17 protein-coding genes and 2 pseudogenes are annotated in these 21,729 nt (G+C 70.4%); 14 read left to right on the forward strand and 5 right to left on the reverse strand.

What is annotated here, in order from left to right; translation table 11 throughout:
- Positions 1 to 13: 13 nt before the first annotated feature.
- The 5 genes and pseudogenes from ACIBLC_RS34130 to ACIBLC_RS34150 all read left to right on the forward strand — a co-directional run bounded on the left by ACIBLC_RS34130 (position 14) and on the right by ACIBLC_RS34150 (position 5,566).
- Positions 14 to 1,324, forward strand: coding sequence for a polysaccharide lyase family 1 protein (locus ACIBLC_RS34130; protein WP_399215361.1), 1,311 nt, complete (start codon positions 14 to 16; stop codon positions 1,322 to 1,324).
- 2 nt (positions 1,325 to 1,326) lie between these two features.
- Positions 1,327 to 2,430, forward strand: a pseudogene (locus ACIBLC_RS34135) (pectinesterase family protein); the annotation flags it as partial.
- Positions 2,431 to 2,439: 9 nt separating this feature from the next.
- Positions 2,440 to 3,378: pseudogene (locus ACIBLC_RS34140) on the forward strand (pectinesterase family protein); the annotation flags it as partial.
- 180 nt (positions 3,379 to 3,558) lie between these two features.
- Positions 3,559 to 4,671, forward strand: coding sequence for a pectate lyase (locus ACIBLC_RS34145; RefSeq protein ID WP_399215252.1), 1,113 nt, complete (start codon positions 3,559 to 3,561; stop codon positions 4,669 to 4,671).
- Between the two features lie 100 nt (positions 4,672 to 4,771).
- Positions 4,772 to 5,566 carry an HAD family acid phosphatase gene (locus ACIBLC_RS34150; RefSeq protein WP_399215253.1) on the forward strand — a complete coding sequence of 265 codons (795 nt, stop codon included), beginning with the start codon at positions 4,772 to 4,774 and terminating at the stop codon, positions 5,564 to 5,566.
- Here ACIBLC_RS34150 and ACIBLC_RS34155 read toward each other — a convergent pair.
- Positions 5,563 to 7,773, reverse strand: coding sequence for a family 43 glycosylhydrolase (locus ACIBLC_RS34155; RefSeq protein WP_399215254.1), 2,211 nt, complete (start codon positions 7,771 to 7,773; stop codon positions 5,563 to 5,565). The genes ACIBLC_RS34150 and ACIBLC_RS34155 overlap by 4 nt on opposite strands.
- Before the next feature lie 253 nt (positions 7,774 to 8,026).
- Here ACIBLC_RS34155 and ACIBLC_RS34160 point away from each other — a divergent pair, with 253 nt between their 5' ends.
- The gene (locus ACIBLC_RS34160) at positions 8,027 to 9,184 is read left to right on the forward strand and encodes a right-handed parallel beta-helix repeat-containing protein (protein ID WP_399215255.1); all 1,158 of its coding nucleotides are present in this window, start codon (positions 8,027 to 8,029) and stop codon (positions 9,182 to 9,184) included.
- 208 nt (positions 9,185 to 9,392) lie between these two features.
- Here the strand turns inward: ACIBLC_RS34160 and ACIBLC_RS34165 are convergent, their stop codons facing one another.
- Both ACIBLC_RS34165 and ACIBLC_RS34170 read right to left on the reverse strand, forming a co-directional pair.
- Positions 9,393 to 10,256, reverse strand: coding sequence for a hypothetical protein (locus tag ACIBLC_RS34165; RefSeq protein ID WP_399215256.1), 864 nt, complete (start codon positions 10,254 to 10,256; stop codon positions 9,393 to 9,395).
- On the reverse strand, positions 10,253 to 10,819 hold the full coding sequence (locus ACIBLC_RS34170) for a SigE family RNA polymerase sigma factor (RefSeq protein WP_399215257.1): 567 nt from the start codon (positions 10,817 to 10,819) through the stop codon (positions 10,253 to 10,255). The genes ACIBLC_RS34165 and ACIBLC_RS34170 overlap by 4 nt, the downstream gene beginning before the upstream one ends.
- 256 nt (positions 10,820 to 11,075) lie before the next feature.
- On the opposite strand from ACIBLC_RS34170, the gene ACIBLC_RS34175 reads away from it, so the two are divergent.
- On the forward strand, positions 11,076 to 12,527 hold the full coding sequence (locus ACIBLC_RS34175; protein WP_399215258.1) for an NCS2 family permease: 1,452 nt from the start codon (positions 11,076 to 11,078) through the stop codon (positions 12,525 to 12,527).
- A gap of 59 nt (positions 12,528 to 12,586) precedes the next feature.
- Here ACIBLC_RS34175 and ACIBLC_RS34180 read toward each other — a convergent pair whose 3' ends face one another.
- Both ACIBLC_RS34180 and ACIBLC_RS34185 read right to left on the reverse strand, forming a co-directional pair.
- Complete coding sequence (locus ACIBLC_RS34180; protein ID WP_399215259.1) at positions 12,587 to 14,038, reverse strand: peptidoglycan D,D-transpeptidase FtsI family protein; 1,452 nt, start codon at positions 14,036 to 14,038, stop codon at positions 12,587 to 12,589.
- Positions 14,039 to 14,138: 100 nt separating this feature from the next.
- Complete coding sequence (locus ACIBLC_RS34185; protein ID WP_399215260.1) at positions 14,139 to 14,912, reverse strand: IclR family transcriptional regulator; 774 nt, start codon at positions 14,910 to 14,912, stop codon at positions 14,139 to 14,141.
- 132 nt (positions 14,913 to 15,044) lie between these two features.
- Between ACIBLC_RS34185 and ACIBLC_RS34190 the strand changes: the two genes are divergently transcribed.
- The 7 genes from ACIBLC_RS34190 (at position 15,045) to ACIBLC_RS34220 (ending at position 21,726) form a co-directional block, all read left to right on the forward strand.
- Complete coding sequence (locus tag ACIBLC_RS34190) at positions 15,045 to 16,574, forward strand: aldehyde dehydrogenase (NADP(+)) (RefSeq protein WP_399215261.1); 1,530 nt, start codon at positions 15,045 to 15,047, stop codon at positions 16,572 to 16,574.
- A 48-nt stretch (positions 16,575 to 16,622) separates the two neighbouring features.
- A complete protein-coding gene (locus ACIBLC_RS34195) occupies positions 16,623 to 17,231 on the forward strand; it encodes a DUF1349 domain-containing protein (protein ID WP_399215262.1) in 609 nt (202 codons plus the stop codon).
- A gap of 224 nt (positions 17,232 to 17,455) precedes the next feature.
- Positions 17,456 to 17,962 carry a GNAT family N-acetyltransferase gene (locus ACIBLC_RS34200; protein ID WP_399215362.1) on the forward strand — a complete coding sequence of 169 codons (507 nt, stop codon included), beginning with the start codon at positions 17,456 to 17,458 and terminating at the stop codon, positions 17,960 to 17,962.
- Between the two features lie 75 nt (positions 17,963 to 18,037).
- Positions 18,038 to 18,757, forward strand: coding sequence for a DsbA family oxidoreductase (locus ACIBLC_RS34205; protein WP_399215363.1), 720 nt, complete (start codon positions 18,038 to 18,040; stop codon positions 18,755 to 18,757).
- Between the two features lie 97 nt (positions 18,758 to 18,854).
- Entirely contained in the window at positions 18,855 to 19,904 is a 1,050-nt protein-coding gene (locus ACIBLC_RS34210; RefSeq protein ID WP_399215263.1) for an aminotransferase class V-fold PLP-dependent enzyme, read from the forward strand.
- A gap of 57 nt (positions 19,905 to 19,961) precedes the next feature.
- Positions 19,962 to 20,558: an RNA polymerase sigma factor gene (locus tag ACIBLC_RS34215; RefSeq protein WP_399215264.1), complete on the forward strand. Its 597-nt coding sequence runs from the start codon at positions 19,962 to 19,964 to the stop codon at positions 20,556 to 20,558.
- 97 nt (positions 20,559 to 20,655) lie between these two features.
- A complete protein-coding gene (locus ACIBLC_RS34220; protein WP_399215265.1) occupies positions 20,656 to 21,726 on the forward strand; it encodes a maleylpyruvate isomerase family mycothiol-dependent enzyme in 1,071 nt (356 codons plus the stop codon).
- The last annotated feature ends 3 nt before the right edge of the window (positions 21,727 to 21,729 follow it).

Below are 21,729 nucleotides of genomic sequence, written 5' to 3' on the forward strand. Positions count from 1 at the left end.
CACACGCCGCACGATGAGCACACAGATGTGTCATGCACGCGTCATGGGATCGCTCGTGGGCTGCACCGCCCTGGTGCTGGCCCTCACCGGCACCACCGCCCAGGCCCACACCCGCGACCCCGGCCGGCAGACCCTCGCCGCCGGTGACGGCTGGGCCTCGGAAGGCGCCGGCACCACCGGCGGTTCGGCCGCCGTCGCCGGCAGCGTGTACACCGTCGCCACCTGGGCCGAGTTCAAGGCCGTGCTGGCCGTCGGCGGCACGGCGCCGAGGATCATCAAGGTCAAGGGCACCATCGACCCGGTCGCCGAGGGCTGCGCGGCCTTCCATGCACCGGGATACGACTTCGCCGCCTACCTGGAGAAGTACTCCCCGGAGAGCTGGGGCCTGGACACCGACCTCTCCGGCGAGCCCGCCGACAGCCCCGAGGGACTGCGCGCGGCCTCCGCCGCCAACCAAAACAAGATCATCAAGGCCGACGTCCCCGCCAACACCACCATCATCGGAATCGGCGAGAACGCCGGAATCAGAGGCGGCAGCCTCCAGATCAAGGGCGTCGACAACGTCATCGTCCGCAACCTGACCATCGAGGCGCCCCTCGACTGCTTCCCGCAGTGGGACCCCACCGACACCGAGACCGGCGCCTGGAACTCGGAGTACGACGCGGTCGTCGTCTACGGCTCCAACCATGTCTGGATCGACCACAACACCCTCACCGACGGCCGCTACCCCGACAGCACACTGCCGACGTACTTCGGCGAGGTCTACCAGCAGCACGACGGCCTCCTCGACGTCGTGCGCGGCGCCAACTACGTGACAGCGTCCTGGAATTCCTTCCAGGACCACGACAAGACCCTGCTGATCGGCAACAGCGACAGCGCCGCCTCCACCGACGCCGGCAAGCTCAAGGTCACGCTGCACCACAACCTCTTCGACGGCATCGTGGAGCGTGCGCCACGCGTCCGCTTCGGGCAGGTCGACGTCTACAACAACCACTTCGTGGTCGGCGAGGGCCAGTCGTACTCGTACTCATTCGGCGTCGGCGTCTCCTCCCAGCTCTACGCCGAGAAGAACGCCTTCTCGCTGCCGGACGGCATCAGCCCGGCCAAGACCCTGAAGAAGTGGAGCGAGGCCCCGCTCACCGCCCGGAAGAACTACGTCAACGGCGCACCCATCGACCTGATCGCCGTGCACAACGCGGAGATCCCGGCCGAGACCCTCCAGTCCGGCGCCGGCTGGACACCCACCCTGCGCACGAAGGTCGACTCGCCGCGGGCCGTTCCGGGCGTCGTCGACCACCGTGCGGGCGCCGGAGAGATCTGCTGACCATGGCCGAACCCGGGATCGACAGAAGGACGTTCATCGTCGCGAGCACCGGGGCCGCGCTGGCTCTCGGGCTCGCGGCCCCCGCCGCCCGCGCCAACGACCGCGCCCCCTTCGGGCGTTACGGTTCGCCGTCCGCGCGACTCACCGGACAGACCCTGTACGTCCACCCGGGCGGCCTCGGCGACCACACCACCGTGCAGGCCGCCGTGACCGCCTCGACCGGCGCCGGCCGTACGCTCGTCATCGCGCCCGGCACCTACCGCGAGACCGTCGCAGTCGGCGCCGACCGCACGGAGATGACCTGGATCGGCGCCTCCGAGGACCCCCGCGCGGTCGTCATCGTGTACGACAACGCCAACGGCACCCCCAAGCCCGGCGGCGGCACCTACGGCACGACCGGCTCCGCGACCACGACCGTGCAGGCCGACGGCTTCACCGCCCGCTGGATCACCTTCGCCAACGACTGGCTGCGCGCCGACCACCCGGAGATCACCGGCACGCAGGCCGTCGCCATCAAGGTGCAGGGCGACCGCTCGGCCTTCACGCACTGCCGGTTCCTCGGGCACCAGGACACGCTGTACGCCGACTCCCTGGCGCTCGGCACGATCGCCCGCCAGTACTTCGCGCACTGCTACGTCGAGGGCGACGTCGACTTCGTCTTCGGCCGGGCCACCGCCGTGTACGAGGACTGCAACTTCCACACCCTGAACCGTACGGACCTGGCCGGCGCCCCGTACGGCTTCGTCTTCGCGCCGTCCACCGCCGTCGCCAACCCGCGCGGCTACCTGGTCACCCGGAGCCGCGTCACCAGCGAGGCCCCGGACGGCCACTACAAGCTGGCCCGCCCCTGGGTGCCGGGCTCGGACACCACCGCCCGGCCCATGCTGACCGTCCGGGACTCCCGGCTCGGCGCCGGCATCGACGCGGTGGCGCCCTACACCAACATGTCGGACACCTACCCGTGGCAGAGCCAGCGCTTCGCCGAGTACCGCAACACAGGACCCGGTGCCGAGATCAGCGTCCCGGCCAACCGCCCCCAACTCACAGACCAGCAGGCCGTGTTCGCGACCCGCGAGGAGTACCTCGGCGACTGGACGCCCTGGCGGACACGCGGTCGCACCCTCCATGTCCGGCCCGGGGGCTCGGTCCAGGCCGCCGTGGACGCCGTGAGCGGCAGCGGCTGGACGATCGTCGTGCACCCCGGCACCTACCGCGGGACCGTCAACATCCCGGCCGACAAGCGGGACTTGACGATCCGGGGCGCCCATCACGACCCCCGCGCGACCGTCATCGTGTTCGACAACGCCAACGGGACCCAGCGGCCCGACGGTTCCGGGACCTACGGCACCGCGGGCTCCGCCACCTTCACCTCCGCCGCGCCCGACCTGACCGTGCGCGGGCTGACCATCGCCAACGACTGGCTGCGCGCCGACCACCCGGAGATCACCGGAACGCAGGCCGTCGCCGCGTACGTCACCGGAGACCGCTCGCACTTCTCCGAAGTCCGCCTGCTGGCCCACCAGGACACCCTGTTCGCGGACACGACGGCGCTCACCGCCTTCGACCGGCAGTACTACCGCGACTGCTACATCGAGGGCGATGTCGACTTCGTCTTCGGCCGGGCCACCGCCGTCTTCGACCGCTGCCACTTCCACACCCTCGACCGTGACGTCACCTTCCGGCCCGAGGGAATGGTCTTCGCACCGTCCACGGCGCGCGCGAACCCGCGCGGATTCCTGGTCACGGACGGCCGGATCACCTCCGGCGCCGAGGACGGGGCGTACAAGATCGCACGGCCCTGGGTGCCCTCGTACGAGACGACGGCCCGGCCCTCGCTCGTCGTCCGGGAGACCCGGCTCGGGCCCGGCATCGACGCGGTAGCGCCCTACGTCGACATGCGTGAGGCCTACCCGTGGCAGTCCATGCGCTTTCGCGAGTACCGCAACACCGGCCCCGGCGCGGAGATCACCGTGCCGGAGAACCGTCCCCAACTCACGCGCGCGGAAGCCGAGTCGCACACCCGGGCGACCTACCTCGGTGACTGGCGGCCGTGAACCTCCCGGCGTGAACCCCCGAACCCCCGAACCCCCGAACCCCCGAACCCCCGAACCCCCGAACCCCCGAACCCCCGAACCCCGGCACCCCCGAACCGCCGGACACCGGATCCTTCCGGACCCCGAATCCCCGCATCCCGAAGTCCCCGAATCCCGAATCGACGAAAGGACCCGCACTCCATGTCTCGTCGTACCGCTCTCTCCCTCGGCGCCGCCCTGGCGCTCGGCGCAGGCCTCGCCGCACTTCCCACCCAGGCCCAGGCCGCGACCGTCGTCGTGGACACCACCGCCGAGCTGACCAGCGCGATCTCCGGCGCCTCGGCCGGCACGGTCATCCAGGTGCGTGCCGGCACCTACTACCCCACGGCCACCCTTCAGTCGACGGCCAACGGCACCTCGTCGAGCCCGGTCACCCTCCAGCCGTACGGCTCGGAGACGGTGAAGATCGACGGCTCGTCGCTGCCCGACGGCGACTGGATCTTCAAGCTGACGGCCGACTACTGGAACGTCTCCGGCATCACCTTCCAGAACTCGCCCGACAGCGCCGTCGTCTGCCAGTCCTGCACCGGAACGGTGTGGAGCAACATCAAGACCATCAACGGCGGCGACTCCGGCTTCACGCTCACCGGCGACGGCACCGTCAGCAACACGGTGAGGAACATCGACTCCTACGGCAACTACGACGCCGCCACCCATGGCGAGAACGCGGACGGCGTGGCCGTGAAGTTCGGCTCGGGAAGTGGGAACCTGATCACCGGCGCGCGCCTCTACAACAACTCCGACGACGGCCTCGACTTCTGGTCCTTCTCCTCGCCCGTCACCGTCGAGCACACCTGGGCCTTCGGCAACGGCAGGAACCGCTGGTCCGACTCGGCCTTCGCGGGCGACGGCAACGGCTACAAGCTGGGCGGCGACGGCGAGGTCGTCGCGCACGTCGTCAACAACTCCGCCGCCTGGGACAACGCCGGCAGCGGCTTCACCGAGAACTCCAACACCGGCGCGATCGTCATCAACCGCACCACTGCCTACGCCAACGCCAAGTACGGCTACTACTTCGCCACCGGCGCCGCCAGGCTCGGCAAGAACCTCGCCGTGAGCAACGGCACCGCGGCCGTCTCCAAGGGCTCCTCGGTGACCTCGGCAGGCAACAACTGGGACTCCGGCATCGCCACCCCCGCCTTCGTCTCCACGAACGCGTCCACCACGTACAACGCCCGCCAGTCGGGCGGCACGCTGCCCGCGACCACCTTCCTGACGACGGGCTCCACCACCATCGGAGCCACGATGAACTGAGAGCGAGCACCGGACGCGAGGCTAAAGGTTGCCTATGGATCAGGTATCCATCGGGCAACGAGCCTCGCGTTCGGGCGGGTTACGCGCGTAGAAACCTGTCATGCATAAGCCATTGCGAATAGCGGCCGTCGCCGCCACCTGTGCCGTCGCCGGTGCCGCCCTGTACGGCACGGGTATCGCCACCGCCGGCCAGTCGACGGCGAACAGCACCAAGGAGCCCCACAACATCGGACTCCTGGTGGGGGAGATCGACACCTACTACGGCACCACCCTCGACGCCGACGGCGTGTACCAGGCGTCCAAGAGCAGCCCGTACGCCAAGGACCTGGCGCACATCGAGTCCGACGCGAAGAAGTACATCAAGAAGGTCGCGGACAAGGGCAGGCATCAGGGCGAGAAGCCCGCGGTCGTCTTCGACATCGACGACACGCTGCTGCTCTCCCTCGACTACGAGAAGAAGACCAACTACACCTACAACTCGACCACATGGGCCGAGTACGTGGCCAAGGCGGACCGTCCGGCCGTCTTCGGCACCCCCGAACTCGTCGCGTACGCCGAGTCCAAGGGCGTCGAGGTCTTCTACAACTCGGGCCTCAAGGAGTCGCAGCGCGCCTCCGCGGTCGCGAACCTGAAGAAGGCCGGCGTCGACATCAACCTCGACGCCGGCCACATGTTCCTCAAGGACGCGGCCAACCCGCCGTCCTACCTGAGTGCCTGCGCCACCGCCGCCGCCTGGAACTGCACGACCGTGCAGTACAAGTCCGGCACGCGCAAGCACATCGAGTCCCTCGGGTACGACGTCGTCGCCAACTTCGGAGACCAGTACTCCGACCTGGAGGGCGGCTACGCCGACCGGACGTACAAGTTCCCGAACCCGACGTACTACGTGAGCTAGTCCGTCCGTACGGGCCTGATCGACTCAAGGGTCGGCACCACCGGCTCGATCGTGCCGTCCGCCGCGAACGTCATGCGGTCGATGGTCGTCTCCCGGTTGGTGCCGTCACCGCCCGGCCGGCCGGGGCCGTTCAGGGCGAACCGGTGGTAGACGATGTACCAGTCGTCCGTGCCGGGGGTGTTCACCACGGAGTGGTGGCCGGTGCCCTTGATGCCGTACTCGGGGCGCTTGGAGAGGACGGTGCCCCGCTTGGTCCACGGGCCGAGCGGGGACGGTCCCGTCGCGTAGGCGACGTGGTAGTTCTCGCTGCGGGTGTCGTCCTCGGACCACATGAAGTAGTAGGTGCCCCGGCGCTTCACGACGAAGGATCCCTCGCGGAAGTCCGCCGGGGTGATGTCCTTCACCTGCGAGGCGTCGAACGACACCATGTCGTCGTTCAGCGGCACCACATAGCCGCGCCCGTTGCCCCAGTAGAGATACGACCGGCCGTCGTCGTCCGTGAACACCGCCGGGTCGATCATCTGGCCCGACAACTGCCCCTTCGCCACCAGGGGTTCGCCCAGGGCGTCCTTGAACGGGCCCGCCGGGGAGTCGGCCACCGCCACGCCGATCGACTGCTCGGCGCAGAAGTAGAAGTAGTACTTGCCGTTCCGCGAGGCGATCGCCGGGGCCCAGGCGTTCTTGTCCGCCCACGACACGTCGGGACCGAGGTCGAGGATCACACCGTGGTCCTTCCAGTGCACCAGGTCCTTCGAGGAGAAGGCCTTGAACCGGGTCCCGCTCCAGCCGGGGAAGCCGTCCGTGGTCGGGTAGATCCAGTAACGGCCGTCCAGGTACTGGATGTCGGGGTCGGCGTAGAGGCCCGGCAGGACCGGGCTGCGGGTGGGCACAGCCTCGACCGTCCAGGTGCGGGTGGTGCCGTCGGCCGCCGTCACCCGGTATTTCTGCGGCTTGCGGAAGTCGCGGCGGGTGCCCGACCGCGGGCTCACCGTCGCGCCCTCACCGACCCAGAGCTTCGGCGCGAGCCGCGAGACGTCGGCAGCGGGTTCCATCGGCAGGACGACCTTGGAGGTGTCCTCGCTGACGACCGCGTACCCCTTCTGCCCCTTGGCGGTGGCGTCCACGACCGAGGTGCCGCTCACCGGGTACGCGGCGAGCAGCCGGTCGTACTCTGCCTGCGTCACCGGCATCACCGTGCCGTGGCGCGGGCTCGCGGGCAGTTGGTAGCCCGTGGACATGGTCCAGTCGCCCGAGTCGAGGTCGGTGGTCTCGAAGGGGACATAGCCCCGGCCGCCGTACTCGTCGATGAACAGGTACCACTTGTTCTCGGTGTTGGACTTGAAGACGGTCGGTCCCTCGCCCCGGTCGATGGAGCCGCTGCCGATGCAGTCGGAGACGAAGTCGTACGAGGTGTCGGTGAGCGAGGCCGACTTCTCGCCGGTGATGAACTTCGAGCAGGGGGAGGAGGAGGCAGGGTCGCGCTCGTCCTTGGTGTAGCGGTAGTAAGTGCCCTTGTTCTGTACGACTGTCGAGTCGATCACCGAGTAGCCGGGGTCGTCCCAGACCTTCGGCTCGCTGAAGGTGCGGAAGTCCTTCGTCGTCGCGTAGAGCATCTTGTTGTACGTCGATCCCGTGTGGTCCGGGTCGTCGTCGGCGTACAGCTTCGACGCCCAGAAGACGACGAACTCACCCAGCGACTCGTCCCAGTACGCCTCCGGCGCCCAGGTGTTGCCCGCGGTGTCGGGGGACACCTTGACCAGGCGCTGGTCGGTCCAGTTGACCAGGTCGGTGGACTCCCAGACCATGACGGACTTGCTGCCGTGCCGCTGGACCTGGTCCCAGCTGCCGCTGGAACCGCGGTACATCCGCAGGTCGGTCGCGATCATGTAGAACTTGTCGCCCTTGGGGGAGCGGATCACGAACGGGTCCCGCAGGCCCTTCTCGCCGATGGTGGAGGTGAGGACCGGCTTGCCGGCGTTCAGCTCCCGCCAGTGCAGCGCGTCGTTGCCCCGGCTGAGGGCGTAGCGGATCTGCTCGCCGTCGGCGGTGCCCTCGCCGGTGAAGTAGGCGAAGAGATAGCCGGCGTACTTCTGCTTGGTCACGTGAGGTGCTCCGGGTTGCGCGGCGGGAGTCGGCGGGGCGGCCAACAGGCCCAGCAGGAGGGCGAACAGGGGGAGCAGGAGCGTGCGGGCGGTGCGGCGTCGCATGACACATCCTGTGGGAGTCTGATGGATTCTGTTGAATGAACCGTCTTCGGAGTGTCACCACTTGGGGACGGTGCGTCAATCGGTGCGGACGGGGCGGGCGCGAGCGAAATTTTCGGTCGCTCGAAAATTTCGCTCACTTTCGCGGGAGCTCGGCAACTCTTCGCGGGCCGGCGGCGACCAGGGAACAGAAGCGGGTCGGGGCGGCCCCTCCGGCCCGCTTCGCACCCCCGTTCCCCAGGAAAGGAACCACCCCGTGCGTCAGAGCACCGGACGCCACCGCAGGACCCGCACCCTCTCGATCGCCGCCGCGGTCGCACTCGCCGCGGGGGCGGGCGGCGTCTTCCTCGGCCTCTCCGGCGACGGTGAGGCGCAGGCCGCGGCCACCACGGTCACCGTCTCCAGCACCGCCCAGCTGGAGTCGGCCGTGGCGGGTGCCGCCGCCGGTACGACCATCCAGGTGCGCGCCGGCACCTACACCCCGGCGAACACCCTCAAGTCGACAGCGAACGGCACGAGTTCGGCCCGGATCACGCTCACCGCGTACGGCAGCGAGAAGGTGCGGATCGACGGCTCCGAGCTGGCCGCCGGTTCCTGGCTCGCCGGGATCTACGGCGACTACTGGACCGTCCAGAACATCACCTGGCAGAACTCGCCCGCGCAGGGCTTCGTCGTCACCTCGTCCGTCGGCGGCGTCTTCAGGAACCTCGTCACCGCGAACAACGGCGACTCCGGCTTCACCCTGCGCGGCGACGGAACCACGGACAACCTTGTCCAGAACCTGGACAGTTACGGCAACTACGACGCCGCGGGACACGGGCAGAACGCCGACGGCATCGCCGTGAAGTTCGGGTCGGGCACCGGGAACAGGATCACCGGCGCCCGGCTCTACAACAACTCGGACGACGGCCTCGACCTGTGGCAGTTCTCCTCGCCGGTCACCATCGAGCACTCCTGGTCGTACGGCAACGGCAGGAACCGCTGGAGCGACTCCGCCTTCGAGGGCAACGGCAACGGCTTCAAGCTGGGCGGCGGAGGCGTCACGGTCGCGCACGCGGTGAACAACAACGCGGCCTGGGACAACACCCTGAACGGCTTCACGGAGAACTCCAACACCGGCGCGATCCTGCTGAACCGCAACACGGCGTACGCCAACACCGAGGCCGGCTTCTACTTCGCCACCGGCAAGGCCCGTCTCGCCCGGAACCTCGCCGTGGGCAACAAGGGCGGCCTCGACAAGCTCGGCGCCTCCACCGTCTCCGCGGCCAACAACTGGGACAGCGGCGTCGCGACCCCCTCCTTCAGGTCGACGGACGCGACGACGGCGTACGGCGCCCGTTCGTCGAGCGGCACGCTGCCCGCGACGACCTTCCTCACGACGGGTTCGACGACCATCGGCTCGACAATGAACTGACTTGATCCGTAGGCCTGTTCAGCTTGACCGGCAACCCTGCCGAAGGGGTGAGCCCCCGCCGATCGTCATCGGCGGGGGCTCTTCTGACTGGCCGAGGGGGGCTCAGGCCAGCAGATCATTGTGGTCACTGGTAGAGACGTCGGAAACGAACATCTGGTTGTGTGACCGGTACCGATCAGTGGAGAGAGATCGCGCGGTTCCACGCGTCCTACGAGTCGCCGTCGTCGGTTTCCTGGTTCGCGAAGTCCCCTGCCACGTCCGGCTGTTGATCCTTGGTTTCCGCGCTCGCCGCGTAACTGTCGTCCTTCGCGTCGCGGCCGCCGCGGTCGTGGTCGTACTGGCCCGCGAACACCCACTCGCCCGGCCAGACCGTGCGGCCCGGCTTGAGCACCCAGGTGTAGACGAGGAAGCCGTCCCTCTCCGCGACCGTCGTCGTGAAGTCGTCCTCGGGCGCCGAGCGCCAGGCGCCCGCGTCGGTCACCCCGCCGGTCTGCGCGACCCTCAACTCGACAGTGAGCGAGGTGAGTCGCTCGGAGTTCTTCAGGGTCACATTGCTCTGTGCCCAGAACTCGTTGCTGTGCGGGTCGACCGAGCCGTCGGACCACAGCGGCCCGTCCTCGGTGCCCGCGTCGTGCGAGAGATCCGTGGACGGCGCGGAGGTCCTGCCCGACGGCGTGCCGGCCGGCGACGAACTCGGCGTCTCCGGCGGCTTCGTAATACCGGTACCGGCGGTGGGAGCGGGCGGGAGGGGCGCCCGGCTCGTCGCGTCCGGTGAGGGCTCGGGCGTCGGCGAGACCGCGACCGTCTGCTGCGGCGGGGACTCGTCCTTCACCGCCGAGGCGACCGCGTAGCCGCCCACCGCGAGAACACCGGCGACCGCGGCGGTGGCGCTCACGACCCGCGCCCAGCCGTACACCGGCGGACGCGTCGCGCGCCGCACGGGCCGGGCGTCGTCGCCCGCCATCCCGCGCTCGACCCGGGCCAGGATGCGCGCGCGGTCGGGCTCGTGCGCCTCGGCCGCCTCGCGCAGCCCGGCGCGCAGCTCGTCGTGCACGTCCCGCGCCCTCCTCATCGGTCCATTCCTCCGGCTCCGCCCGAGGGCAGCACCTCCGCGTGCACCCGCATCGGGGCCTCGTCGGTGCCCAGGAGCCGCTTCAATTCGGCCATGCCCTTCGACGTCTGGCTCTTCACCGTACCGACCGAGATGCCGAGGGCGAGCGCGGTGTCCTTCTCCGAGAGGTCGAAAGCATGCCTCAGGACGACACACGCCCGCTTGCGGAACGGCAGTCTGCGCAGGGCGCCCTGGACGTCCACCACCCCGGGTACGTCGGGATTCTCGGTGCTGTCCTCGCGCTGCGACCAGAACAGGGTGATACGCCGACGCTCCCGCACGGCGCTGCGGATCCGGGTGCGGGCCAGGTTGGCGACCACTCCGCGTGCGTACGCCGCCGGATGGTCCGCCGCGCGCACCCGGTCCCAGCGGTGCCACAGCGCGAGCAGCGCGTCGGCCGCGAGATCGTCGGCGGCGTCCGCCTCGCCCGTCAACAGGTAGGCCAGACGGGACAGTTCGGCGTAGTGCCGCTCGAAGAAGGCGTGGAACTCCGCGGCGGCGGCGTCGTCGACGACAGTGCCCACGGGGAACTCTCCTCGCTTCGGCTCTCCGCGCCGTTGAGACGCGTGCGTATACGGCCCCCGTGTCACCCGTGCGCAAGTGGTGTGCCCGTGGGGCGAGATGCGTGAGAGTACCAGCCAGTCGTACAGGGCTTCGAACGGCGTATGGCGGGCCGAACTCCGATTCCGTAACACGGGGAAAACCTGAAAGCGGTTCAACACGTGAACAATCCAGCCATCATCCGCACACCCCAGCACGCAGGTAACGAGGAGTATCGCCATGTCCGATCAGCAGAAGGTGGCCGACCGGCCAAGCGCCGCGCCGCCCCCGGCGAACGGCGTCGACCAGTTCTTCAAGATCACCGCCAGGGGCTCCACCTTCGCCCGTGAGATTCGCGGCGGCTTCGCCACGTTCTTCACGATGGCCTACATCCTTGTCCTGAATCCCATCATCCTGGGCAGCGCCAAGGACAAGTTCGGCCACCAGCTCGACGCCGTCCAACTGACCACCGCCACCGCCCTGGTGGCCGCGGTCATGACGATCATCATGGGCATCGGCGGCAACCTCCCGCTCGCGCTCGCCGCGGGCCTCGGCCTCAACGCGGTCGTCGCCTTCCAGATCGCCCCGCTGATGAGCTGGGACGACGCGATGGGCCTGATCGTCCTCGAAGGCCTGCTGATCTGCGTACTGGTGGTGACCGGGCTGCGGGAAGCCGTCATGCACGCGATACCCCAGCCGATGAAACAGGCGATCAGCGTCGGCATCGGCCTGTTCATCGCCTTCATCGGCTTCGTCGACGCCGGGTTCGCCACCCGCATCCCGGACATCGCCCAGACCACCGTGCCGGTGCAGCTCGGCGGCACGGGCACGCTCGCCGGCTGGCCCGTTCTCGTCTTCTGCCTCGGCGTGCTGCTGACCATCGGGCTGCTCGCACGCAAGGTCAAGGGCGCGATCCTGATCAGCATCGTGACCATGACGATCGTCGCGATCATCATCGACTCCGTCGCGGACATCAAGAGCTGGGGCCTGACCACCCCGAAGGTCCCCGACGACATCGTGGCCTCACCGGACTTCGGACTGCTCGGTCACTTCAGCCTGTTCGGCGCCTTCGGCGAGACCAGCGCGATCACCGTCGTCCTGCTGGTCTTCACGCTGATCCTGTCCGACTTCTTCGACACCATGGGCACGGTCGTCGGCATCACCGCCGAGGCAGGGCTGCTCGACGAGGAGGGCAAGGTGCCCAACCTCGGGCGCGTGCTCCTCATCGACGGCGCCGCGGCGGTGGCGGGCGGCGCGGCCTCGGCGTCCTCCTCGACCTCGTACATCGAGTCGGCGGCCGGCGTCGGCGAGGGATCCCGTACGGGCTTCTCGAACCTGGTCACGGGCGGTCTCTTCGCGCTCGCGCTCTTCCTGACCCCGCTGCTCACCATCGTGCCGCTGCAGGCCGCGGCGCCCGCGCTCGTCGCGGTCGGGTTCCTGATGATGACCCAGGTCAAGCACATCGACTGGGACAAGTACGAGATCGCGATCCCCGCGTTCCTGACCATCGCCGTGATGCCGTTCACCTACTCGATCACCAACGGCATCGGGGCGGGCTTCCTCGCCTACGTGCTGATCAAGGCGGTCCTCGGCAAGGCGAAGGAAGTCCACTGGCTGCTGTGGGGAGCGTCCGCGCTGTTCCTGGTGTACTTCGCGATCGACCCGATCGAGCAGCTGTTCAACGTGAAGTAGCGCGAAGGGCCGCCCTCCAGGGAGGTGAGGGCGGCCCTTGCGTACGGGGTGGCGGCGGCTCAGTCCTTCAGCGCCGCCTGCATCATCGCCTTCGCCACCGGCGCCGCAAGACCGTTGCCGCTGACCTCCGAGCGGGCCGCGTCGGACTGCTCGACCAGCACCGCGACGGCGACCTCCTTGTCGCCGGCGTCGGACTTCGCGTACGACGTGAACCAGGCGTACGGCGTCTGGCTGTTGTTCTCGCCGTGCTGGGCCGTACCGGTCTTGCCGCCCACCGTCGCGCCGGAGATCCGCGCGTTCGTGCCCGTGCCGTCCTCCACGACCGTCTGCATCGCGGACTGGAGCTGCTCGGCGGTGGAGGAGCTGACGATCTCCCTGGTCTCCGTGCTGTCGTCGTAGTCGGTGAGCACATTGCCGTCGGAGTCACTGGTCTGCTCCACCATGTGCGGCGAGACCAGCTTGCCGTCGTTGGCGATGGCGGCCGACACCATGGCCATCTGGAGCGGCGTCGCCGTCACGTCGAACTGGCCGATGCCGGTGAGCGCGGTCGACGACTTGTCCATGTCGGAGGGGTAGACGCTGGTGTACGCCCGCACCGGCACGTCCTGCGACTTGTCGTTGAAGCCGAACTTCTCCGCCTGCGCCCTGAGCTTGTCCTGGCCCAGGTCGACGGCCATCTTCGCGAAGACGTTGTTGCAGGAGTACTGGAGGGCCACCCGGATCGAGGCGTTCTCGCAGGGCGCGGACGCGTTCTCGTTCTCCAGGTCGGTGGTCGTGTCCGGCAGCCTGTACGGGTTCGGGCTGTCCGTCTGCGCGTCGACGTCCGAGTACAGCCCGTCCTCGAGGGCCGCCGCCGCGACGACCAGCTTGAACGTCGAGCCCGGCGGCAGCGGCTGGCGCAGCGCCCGGTTCGTCATCGGCTTGTCCGCGTCCTTGGTCAGCTTCGTCCAGGCGTCCGAGTCGCCGGTGGCGAGCCGCGAAGGGTCGTACGACGGGGTGGAGACGACCGCGAGGATCTTTCCGGTCGCCGGATCGATCGCGACGGCCGCGCCCTTCTTGTCGCCGAGTGCCTCGTACGCCGCCTTCTGCACATCCGGGTCGATGGTGGTGACCACGTCACCCGGGTCGGCGCGCTTGTCGGTGATGGTGTCCAGCGGGGTCTTGAGCTGGGTGTCCGTGCCGTCGAGCAGGTCCTGGTAGATGCCCTCCAGCTGGGTCGCTCCGTACACCTGTGAGCTGTAGCCGGTGACCGCCGCGTACAGACTGCCGTCGGTGTACGTGCGTTTGTACTTGAGGTCGCTGCCCTTCGTCGGCGCGGAACCGGTGATCGCGTCTCCGGCCACGATGATGTTCCCGAGCGGGTTCGCGTACTGCTCCATCGCGTTCCGTCGGTTGTCCTTGTCGTCCGCGAGCGCCTGGCCTTCGTAGAACTGCACCCACGTCGCCCTGACCAGCAGGGCGAGCACGAGCAGCAGTGTGAAGACGGCGGAGCGCCTGATCGTCTTGTTCATCCCGCTCAGAAAGACGAGCGGACGGGAGGGAATCGTTCCCTTCCGCCCGCTTTTCTCATGCGTCGTTCATGAAGCCCGCCGCCCGCGAGCGGGTTCCGGGTCACAGCCTCCGCGTCGCCAGCGTCAGCCGGTCCCGGGCGTCGAACAGGGCGTCCTTGACCATCTGCTCGTGCGCGGGAGTCAGCCGCGCCACGGGCACCGAGCAGCTGATCGCGTCGCGGGCGGGCGTGCGGTACGGGATCGCGACGCCGAAACAGCGCAGGCCCAGCGTGTTCTCCTCGCGGTCCACGGCGAAGCCCTGCTCCCGGACCTGGTGCAGCTCCCCGATGAGCTTCTCCCGGTCGGTGATCGTGTGCTCGGTCAGCGCCGGGAGCGTCTCGGGAAGCAGTTTGCGGACCTGCTCGTCCGTGTGGGTGGCGAGCAGCGCCTTGCCCAGCGAGGTCGAGTGCGCGGGGAGACGGCGCCCGACCCGGGTGAAGGGGCGCAGGTAGTGCTGCGACTGCCGGGTCGCGAGGTAGACGACGTTCGTGCCGTCCAGACGCGCCAGGTGGATGGTCTCCGTCGTGTCGTCGGAGAGGCGGTCCAGCGTCGGGCGGGCCGAGGCGACCACCTCGTCGCCGTCGATGTACGACGTGCCGACGAGCAGGGCCCGCACGCCGATGCCGTACCGCGTGCCCGTCGCGTCCGTCTCGACCCAGCCGAGCTCGACGAGCGTGCGCAGCAGCATGTAGAGGCTGGACTTGGGGTAGCCGACGGCTTCCTGCACGGAGGCGAGGGAGTGCATACCGGGCCGGCCCGCGAAGTACTCGAGCAATTCCACGGTCCGCACCGCGGACTTGACCTGCGCCCCGCCGCCTGTCTCGACTGCCGACATCGCCCTTGACCCCTTCGTTGGACGGGAAATAGTCTCCAACAGCATATTCACCATCAGAAACAGCGTTCAGCATATCGAACGCCCCTGGTGAGTGACACAGAACTGCGGCATCACATCTTGGAGGGACCCGCGGTGGCAGCAGCACCAGTCTGGAGTGTCGACCCCCGAACCGGGAAGCAGCGGGAGCAGGTCGCGGTGGAGGCCACGGCCCAGGAGGTGGGCGAGGCCGTCCGCGCCGCGCACGCCGCGCGCCCGGCCCTCGCCGACCGCACCGTGCGCGCGGCCTTCCTGCGCACCGCCGCCGACCTGCTCGAAGCCGCCAAGGAGCACCTCGTCGAGGCCGCGGACGCGGAGAGCGCGCTCGGCCCGGTCCGGCTCACCGGTGAACTCGCCCGCACCTGCTACCAGTTGCGCGCCTTCGCCTCCATCGTCGACGAGGGCGCCTTCCTCGACGTCGTGATCAACCACCCCGACGACACGGCCACCCCGCCGATCCCGGACCTGCGCCGCTACAAGGTGCCGCTGGGCGTCGTCGCCGTCTACTCCGCCTCGAACTTCCCCTTCGCCTTCTCGGTCGCCGGCGGCGACACCGCGAGCGCGCTGGCGGCGGGCTGCCCGGTCGTGGTCAAGGCCCACCCGGACCACCCGGGGCTCTCCGAGGTGGTCGCGGACGCGCTGCGCCGGGCCGCCGCCCGGCACGACATCCCGGCGGGCGTCGTGGGCCTGGTCCACGGCTTCGAGGCGGGCGTCGAGCTCGTCAGGCACCCGCTGGTCTCGGCGGCCGGTTTCACCGGCTCGATCCGCGGCGGCCGTGCCCTCTTCGACGCGGCGGCCGCGCGTCCCGTACCGATCCCGTTCCACGGCGAGCTGGGCTCCCTGAACCCCGTCGTCGTCACCGAGGCCGCGGCGGCCGAGCGGGCCGAGGCGATCGGCGCCGGGCTCGCGGGCTCGATGACGCTGGGCGTCGGCCAGTTCTGCGTGAAGCCCGGCCTGGTCCTCGCCCCGGCGGGCGCGGCGGGCGACCGGTTCGTCAAGTCGCTCACGGACGCCGTCAGCGACACCGACGCGGGCGTCCTGCTCGACCACCGCATGCGCGACAACTTCATCGCCGGGGTCGCCGAGCGCGCCGGGCTCCCGGACGTGGAGGCCCCGGTGACACCGGGCGCGGGCAGCGAGCACACGGTGAGCCCCGGCTTCCTGACCGTCCCGGCGCAGCGGCTGACCAGTGCGGGCGAGCACGATCTGCTCCTGGAGGAGTGCTTCGGCCCGCTCACGGTGATCGCCCGCTACGAGGACGACTCCGAGGCCAGCGCGGTCCTCGCCCGGCTCCCCGGCAACCTCACCGCGACCGTGCAGCTCTCCACCGAGGAGGCGGCCGGCGAGGGACGCGGCGCCGAGATCCTCGCCGAGCTGACCCCGCTCGCGGGCCGTGTCCTGGTCAACGGCTGGCCGACCGGCGTCGCGGTCGCCCCCGCCCAGCACCACGGCGGCCCCTACCCGGCGACGACGTCCACCTCGACGTCCGTCGGCGGCACGGCCATCGAACGCTGGCTGCGCCCGGTGGCGTACCAGAACACGCCGGAGGCACTGCTGCCGCCGGAACTGCGGGACGACAACCCGCTGGGGCTGCCGCGCCGCTACGACGGCGTGCTGGAACGCTGAGTGGGAGCCGCCCGGGACATGCCAGGGACGACCTGAGAGACTCGGCGGATGGACGTCGAACTCCCCGAACTCCCGTTCCGGCTCCGTACCTACGGGCCCGACGGTCACTGGTCGTACGAGGACGGGGTGCTCACCGGCTGGGCGGGCGCCCGGCAGGACCGCTTCGTGCCGCCCACCGGTGAGGGTCTGGACGCCGCCTCCGACGCGCCCCGGCTGCTGGGCGCGCCGGAGGACGACTTCCAGCTGATCGCCAGGGTCACGGTCGGCTTCGCGGGCTCCTTCGACGCGGGTGTCCTCTACGTCCACGTGGGGGAGCGGGCCTGGGCGAAGCTCTGCCTGGAGTACTCCCCGGATGTCCCCACCGTCTGCACGGTGGTCACCCGGGGGCACTCCGACGACGCCAACTCCTTCACCGTCGAAGGCAGTTCCGTCTGGCTCCGGGTCAGCCGCACCGGCCGAGCCTTCGCCTTCCACGCCTCCCGCGACGGCGTCCGCTGGACCTTCATCCGCCTCTTCACCCTGGGCGACGAGAAGGAGACCTCGGCCGCCCTGGTCGGCTTCATGACGCAGTCCCCGATGGGAGAGGGCTGCGTGGTGACGTACGACGGCATCGAGTTCCGCCCGAACTGGCCGCGGGACCTGCGGGATGGCAGCTGATCTCGCTCCCTCCGCCCAGACCCCGCTCCTCAAGCGCCGGAGAGGCTATTTCCAGCCTGTCCGGCGTTTGAGGACGAGCGCGTCAGCGCGAAGCGGGGGTCCGGGGGCGGCAGCCCCCGGAAACGGGACGGGAAGGGGCGGAGGGGGCGGAAAACCCTTCGGCGTCCGGCAGCCGGCACCCGCCGCGGAACCACACCCCCGCCGACCCCGTCCTCCCCTGCGTGATCAGAACCCACCGCCCCGCCGGCCCCCTGCTGATCAGGACCGCCCTGCCCAGCGAGGCCCCCACCATCGCCGGACTGCACGCCAGGGCCCGCGCCACCTACTACCCCGACGGCCTGCCGCAGGACGGCTTCGACTGGCCCGCGCTCTGGCGCGGCACCATCGAGCGCCCGGACGCCCACGTCCTGTGCGCGGTCCGCGACGGCACCCTCGTGGGCATCGCCTCCTTCCGCACCGCCGAGGCCGCCCCCGCCGACACGGTCACCCTCTTCCAGTTCCACGTCGACCCCGGCCACTGGCGGACCGGAATCGGCGTCGACCTGCACGAGGCCTGCGTCGAGCAATGGCGGGCCGACCGGAAACGGACCGCCGCACTGGACGTCCATGTCGACAACCGGCGTGCGCGGGCCTTCTACGCCCGCCAGGGCTGGACCCAGGACCGGGAACCTGAGGCGGACGAGCACCATGTGACCCTCCGGTTCGCCGTCCGGGCCGGCGCCTGGGAATGAGCAGGCCCGCTTGAACGTTCACGTACCGAGCGGAGGGTGCCTTCGCGGACGTACGACCTGGAGAGAGCCGAAGACATGCGCGTCGAGATCTGGAGCGACATCGCCTGCCCCTGGTGCTACGTGGGCAAGGCCCGCTTCGAGAAGGCGCTCGACGCCTTCCCGCACCGTGACGAGGTCGAGGTGGTGCACCGTTCCTTCGAACTCGACCCGGACCGGACCAAGGGCGACGTCCAGCCCGTGCTGACCATGCTGACCAAGAAGTACGGCATGAGCGAGGCGCAGGCGCGGGCCGGTGAGGAGAACCTGGGCACGCAGGCCGCCGCCGAGGGCCTGGAGTACCGCACCCGGGACCGCGACCACGGCAACACCTTCGACATGCACCGCCTGCTGCACCTCGCCAAGGCGCAGGGCAGGCAGGACGAGCTGATCGGCGCCCTCTACCGGGCGAACTTCGCCGAGGAACGGTCCGTCTTCGGGGACGACGAGCGGCTCGTGGAGCTGGCCGTCGCCGCCGGGCTCGACAAGGACGCCGCCCGCGAGGTGCTCGCCGACCCGTCCGCGTACGCCGACGACGTCCGCGCCGACGAGCGCGAGGCCGCCGAGCTGGGCGCGAACGGCGTCCCCTTCTTCGTCCTCGACCGCAAGTACGGCGTCTCCGGCGCCCAGCCCGCCGAGGTCTTCGCCCAGGCCCTGACGCAGGCCTGGGGCGAGCGCCCGCCGCTGAAGCTGATCCAGGACGACTCCGCCGGCTCCGAGGTCTGCGGACCGGACGGGTGCGCCGTACCGCAGAGCTGAAAAAGCGCAGCTCAGCGGGCATCCATAAGCGGACCTTGGCAGATCTGCGAAGAAATCGGCAATGGACGGGGAGTTCCCGGGGCCGCAGAGTGGTCACATGGAGACCTTCGAGACTCTCGTACGTGCGGAGTTCGCCCCGAAGAACACCTACCTGAACACCGCGAGCACCGGGCTGCTCCCGGCCCGCGCGGTCGACGCCATGCGGGCCGGCGTCGAGTCCGTGGCGGCCGGGCAGCCGCAGGACATGTTCGCGGACGTGGAGGCGGCCAGAGCCGCCTTCGCGCGGCTGGCCGGCGTCCCGGACCGCCGGGTCGCGGCCGGTGCCTCGGTCGCCGTCTACACCGGCCTGATCGCCGCCTCGCTTCCCGTCGGCGCCGAAGTCCTCACCGCCGAGGCCGACTTCACCTCCGTCGTGAACCCGTTCCACATGCGCGGCGACCTCAAGGTCCGCACGGTGCCGCTGGAGCGGATGGCCGAGTCGGTACGCCCGGGCACGGCGCTCGTCGCGGTCAGCGCCGCGCAGTCCGCCGACGGCCGCATCGCCGACCTGCCGGCGATCCGCACGGCCGCCCGCGAGCACGGCGCCCGTACGTACGTGGACGCCTCCCAGGCCGCCGGCTGGCTGCCGATCGACGCGGACGCGTACGACTACGTCTCCTCCGTCGCCTTCAAGTGGCTCGTCTGCCCGCGAGGCGTGGCCTTCCTGGTCGTTCCGGAGGACCTCGGCGGGCTCGTTCCGGTCTTCGCGGGCTGGGTCGCGGGCGAGCACCCCTGGGACAGCTGCTACGGCCCCGTCGAGGAACTCGCCCACTCCGCCCGCCGGTTCGACGAGAGCCCCAGCCTCTTCTCCTACGCGGGCGCCCGGCACTCCCTGGAACTGATCGAGGAACTGGGCGTCGACACCGTACGCGCCCACGACCTCGCCCTCGCCGACCGCTTCCGCACCGGGCTGCACGGTCTGGGCCACGAACCTGTCCCCGCCCCCGGCTCGGCGATCGTCTCGGTGCCCGGACTCGGCTCTCGGCAGCCGGAGTTGAGCCGGGCCGGTGTGGAGGTCTCCGACCGGGCAGGGAACCTGAGGGCGGCCTTTCACCTGTACAACACCCCCGCCGACGTCGACCGGCTGCTCGACGTACTGTCCGGCTGAGCCCCGTCGCGCCCACTGGCGCGGGGTGCCCCAGGACGCTAGGAAGGGCACCACGAGGTGGTGGTGCAGGTGGAACCGACGCTCGTGGACGCCGAGTTGCAGCGGCGGCTGGTGTACGGGGACGAGTCCGCGCTCGGCGAGGTGTACGCCGCGTACGGCGAACTCGTGCGACGGGTGGCCGTCCGGGTCACCCGCAGCCCGGCCGCCGCCGAGGACGTCGCACAGGAGGTCTTCGCCCAGCTCTGGAGCAGACCGTACGCCTACGACGCGCGCCGCGGCTCGCTGCGCACCTGGCTGTCCATGCTCGCCCACCGGCGGGCCGTGGACTGGGTGCGCGGCGAGGCCCGGCACCGCAAGGACCCCCGGGCCGACGACTCCGCGCTGCACGCGATCCCCGACGCCGCGCCCGGCCCCGACGAGACGGTCGTCGACCGCGAACGCGCGCTGCTCCTGCACAGCGCCCTGGCCGAACTCCCCGGCCCCCAGCGCGAGGTGATCCACCTCGCCTACTTCGCCGGCCGCACCTACCGGGAGGCCGCGCTGGAACTCGGCATCCCGGAAGGCACCGCCAAGACCCGGCTGCGCTCGGCCCTGCGCAAGCTCGCGGAGTCGCTGGCCGATCCGCCGGACCCGGCACTCGAAAAGGGGGCGTGATGGCGGCGCTGGTTCCGGCAGGGCCCGCCGTGCGTATGGTGGCAGCGGGGCGAGGTGCGGCCGTCAGGCCGCGCGGGGCCCGGAAGGGCGGCATGCGATGAGCACCGAGCACGAGGACGTACGGGACCTGCTGGCGGCCTGGGCCTTCGACGCGCTGCCGCCCGCCGAACGCCAGAGCGTCTCCGCGCACCTTGCCGACTGCGAGTCCTGCGCGGCGGAGGCACGGCGGCTGCGGGAGACGGTACGGCTCCTGGACGGGCCCCTCGGAGAGGCCCACGCGGGGCTTCCCGACGAGGCCGACGCCGGGCTTCCGGGAGCGGCCGGCAGCGGTGAACGGTCCGAGAGCACGCTCGCCCTCGCCCTGCGCAGCCGCCGTGCGGCGCCCCCGGTGGCCGCGCACGCCGCCCCCTATGCCGCCGCCGTCTCCGGACTCCGGGCGCTGCTGCGGGAGTTGGACGGCCGCGGGCCCTGGGGCACGCCGGTCGTGCACGACTGGGACGTGCACAGCACCGTCGCCCATCTGATCGCCGCCGACGAACCGCTGGCCGTCACGCTCGGCCTCGACGCACACCTGCCCGCGCCGGGACCCGTACCGGACGGGACATGGTGGCAGGACGCCTGGGCCGCGCGGACCGCCGAGGTGATCGCCCACGAGTTGGGGCGCACGCCCGAGGAGACCGTCGCCGCGTGGAGCGACCGGGCCGCGGCACTGCTGGCCACGCCCGAGGCGAGGAACCCCGAACCGGCGTCCCTCGCCCCGACGTTGATGGGCGCACGGCTGCCCGTCGCGGACCACTTCGTCGTGCGGGCCTTCGAGGCGTGGATCCACACCGACGACATCGGGCGCGCCCTCGGCATCGCCGTACCCCCGCCGCCCGATCCGCACCTGTGGCAGCTCGTCCGCCTCGCCGTCCGCGTCCTCGGCAGGGCACTGGGGGCCACGGCGCCCCCGGTGCTGTTCACGGTGGCCGGGACAGGCGGGGAAGGCCAGTGGGTGCTGGGCTCCGAGGACGAGCCCGTACGCGCCGAACTCGTCCTGGACCCCGTCGACCTGTGTCTGCTGATGGGCGGGCGGCTGGCCCCCGCGGACGTGCCGCGGGGCGCGGCCGGCGACGACGCCGCCATCGACAACGTACTGACGAGGGCGGCGTCGCTGGCGTGGCTGTAGCGC

It is taken from the genome of Streptomyces sp. NPDC050535 (genome assembly GCF_044457665.1).
Classification (GTDB): Bacteria; Actinomycetota; Actinomycetes; order Streptomycetales; family Streptomycetaceae; genus Streptomyces.

Coding starts and splice junctions, on each gene's coding strand:
- ACIBLC_RS34130 (WP_399215361.1), top strand. CDS start 14: ATGAGCACACAGATGTGTCATGCACGCGTCATGGGATCGCTCGTGGGC.
- ACIBLC_RS34145 (WP_399215252.1), top strand. CDS start 3,559: ATGTCTCGTCGTACCGCTCTCTCCCTCGGCGCCGCCCTGGCGCTCGGC.
- ACIBLC_RS34150 (WP_399215253.1), top strand. CDS start 4,772: ATGCATAAGCCATTGCGAATAGCGGCCGTCGCCGCCACCTGTGCCGTC.
- ACIBLC_RS34155 (WP_399215254.1), bottom strand. CDS start 7,773: ATGCGACGCCGCACCGCCCGCACGCTCCTGCTCCCCCTGTTCGCCCTC.
- ACIBLC_RS34165 (WP_399215256.1), bottom strand. CDS start 10,256: ATGAGGAGGGCGCGGGACGTGCACGACGAGCTGCGCGCCGGGCTGCGC.
- ACIBLC_RS34175 (WP_399215258.1), top strand. CDS start 11,076: ATGTCCGATCAGCAGAAGGTGGCCGACCGGCCAAGCGCCGCGCCGCCC.
- ACIBLC_RS34180 (WP_399215259.1), bottom strand. CDS start 14,038: ATGAACAAGACGATCAGGCGCTCCGCCGTCTTCACACTGCTGCTCGTG.
- ACIBLC_RS34185 (WP_399215260.1), bottom strand. CDS start 14,912: ATGTCGGCAGTCGAGACAGGCGGCGGGGCGCAGGTCAAGTCCGCGGTG.
- ACIBLC_RS34195 (WP_399215262.1), top strand. CDS start 16,623: ATGGACGTCGAACTCCCCGAACTCCCGTTCCGGCTCCGTACCTACGGG.
- ACIBLC_RS34205 (WP_399215363.1), top strand. CDS start 18,038: ATGCGCGTCGAGATCTGGAGCGACATCGCCTGCCCCTGGTGCTACGTG.
- ACIBLC_RS34210 (WP_399215263.1), top strand. CDS start 18,855: ATGGAGACCTTCGAGACTCTCGTACGTGCGGAGTTCGCCCCGAAGAAC.
- ACIBLC_RS34220 (WP_399215265.1), top strand. CDS start 20,656: ATGAGCACCGAGCACGAGGACGTACGGGACCTGCTGGCGGCCTGGGCC.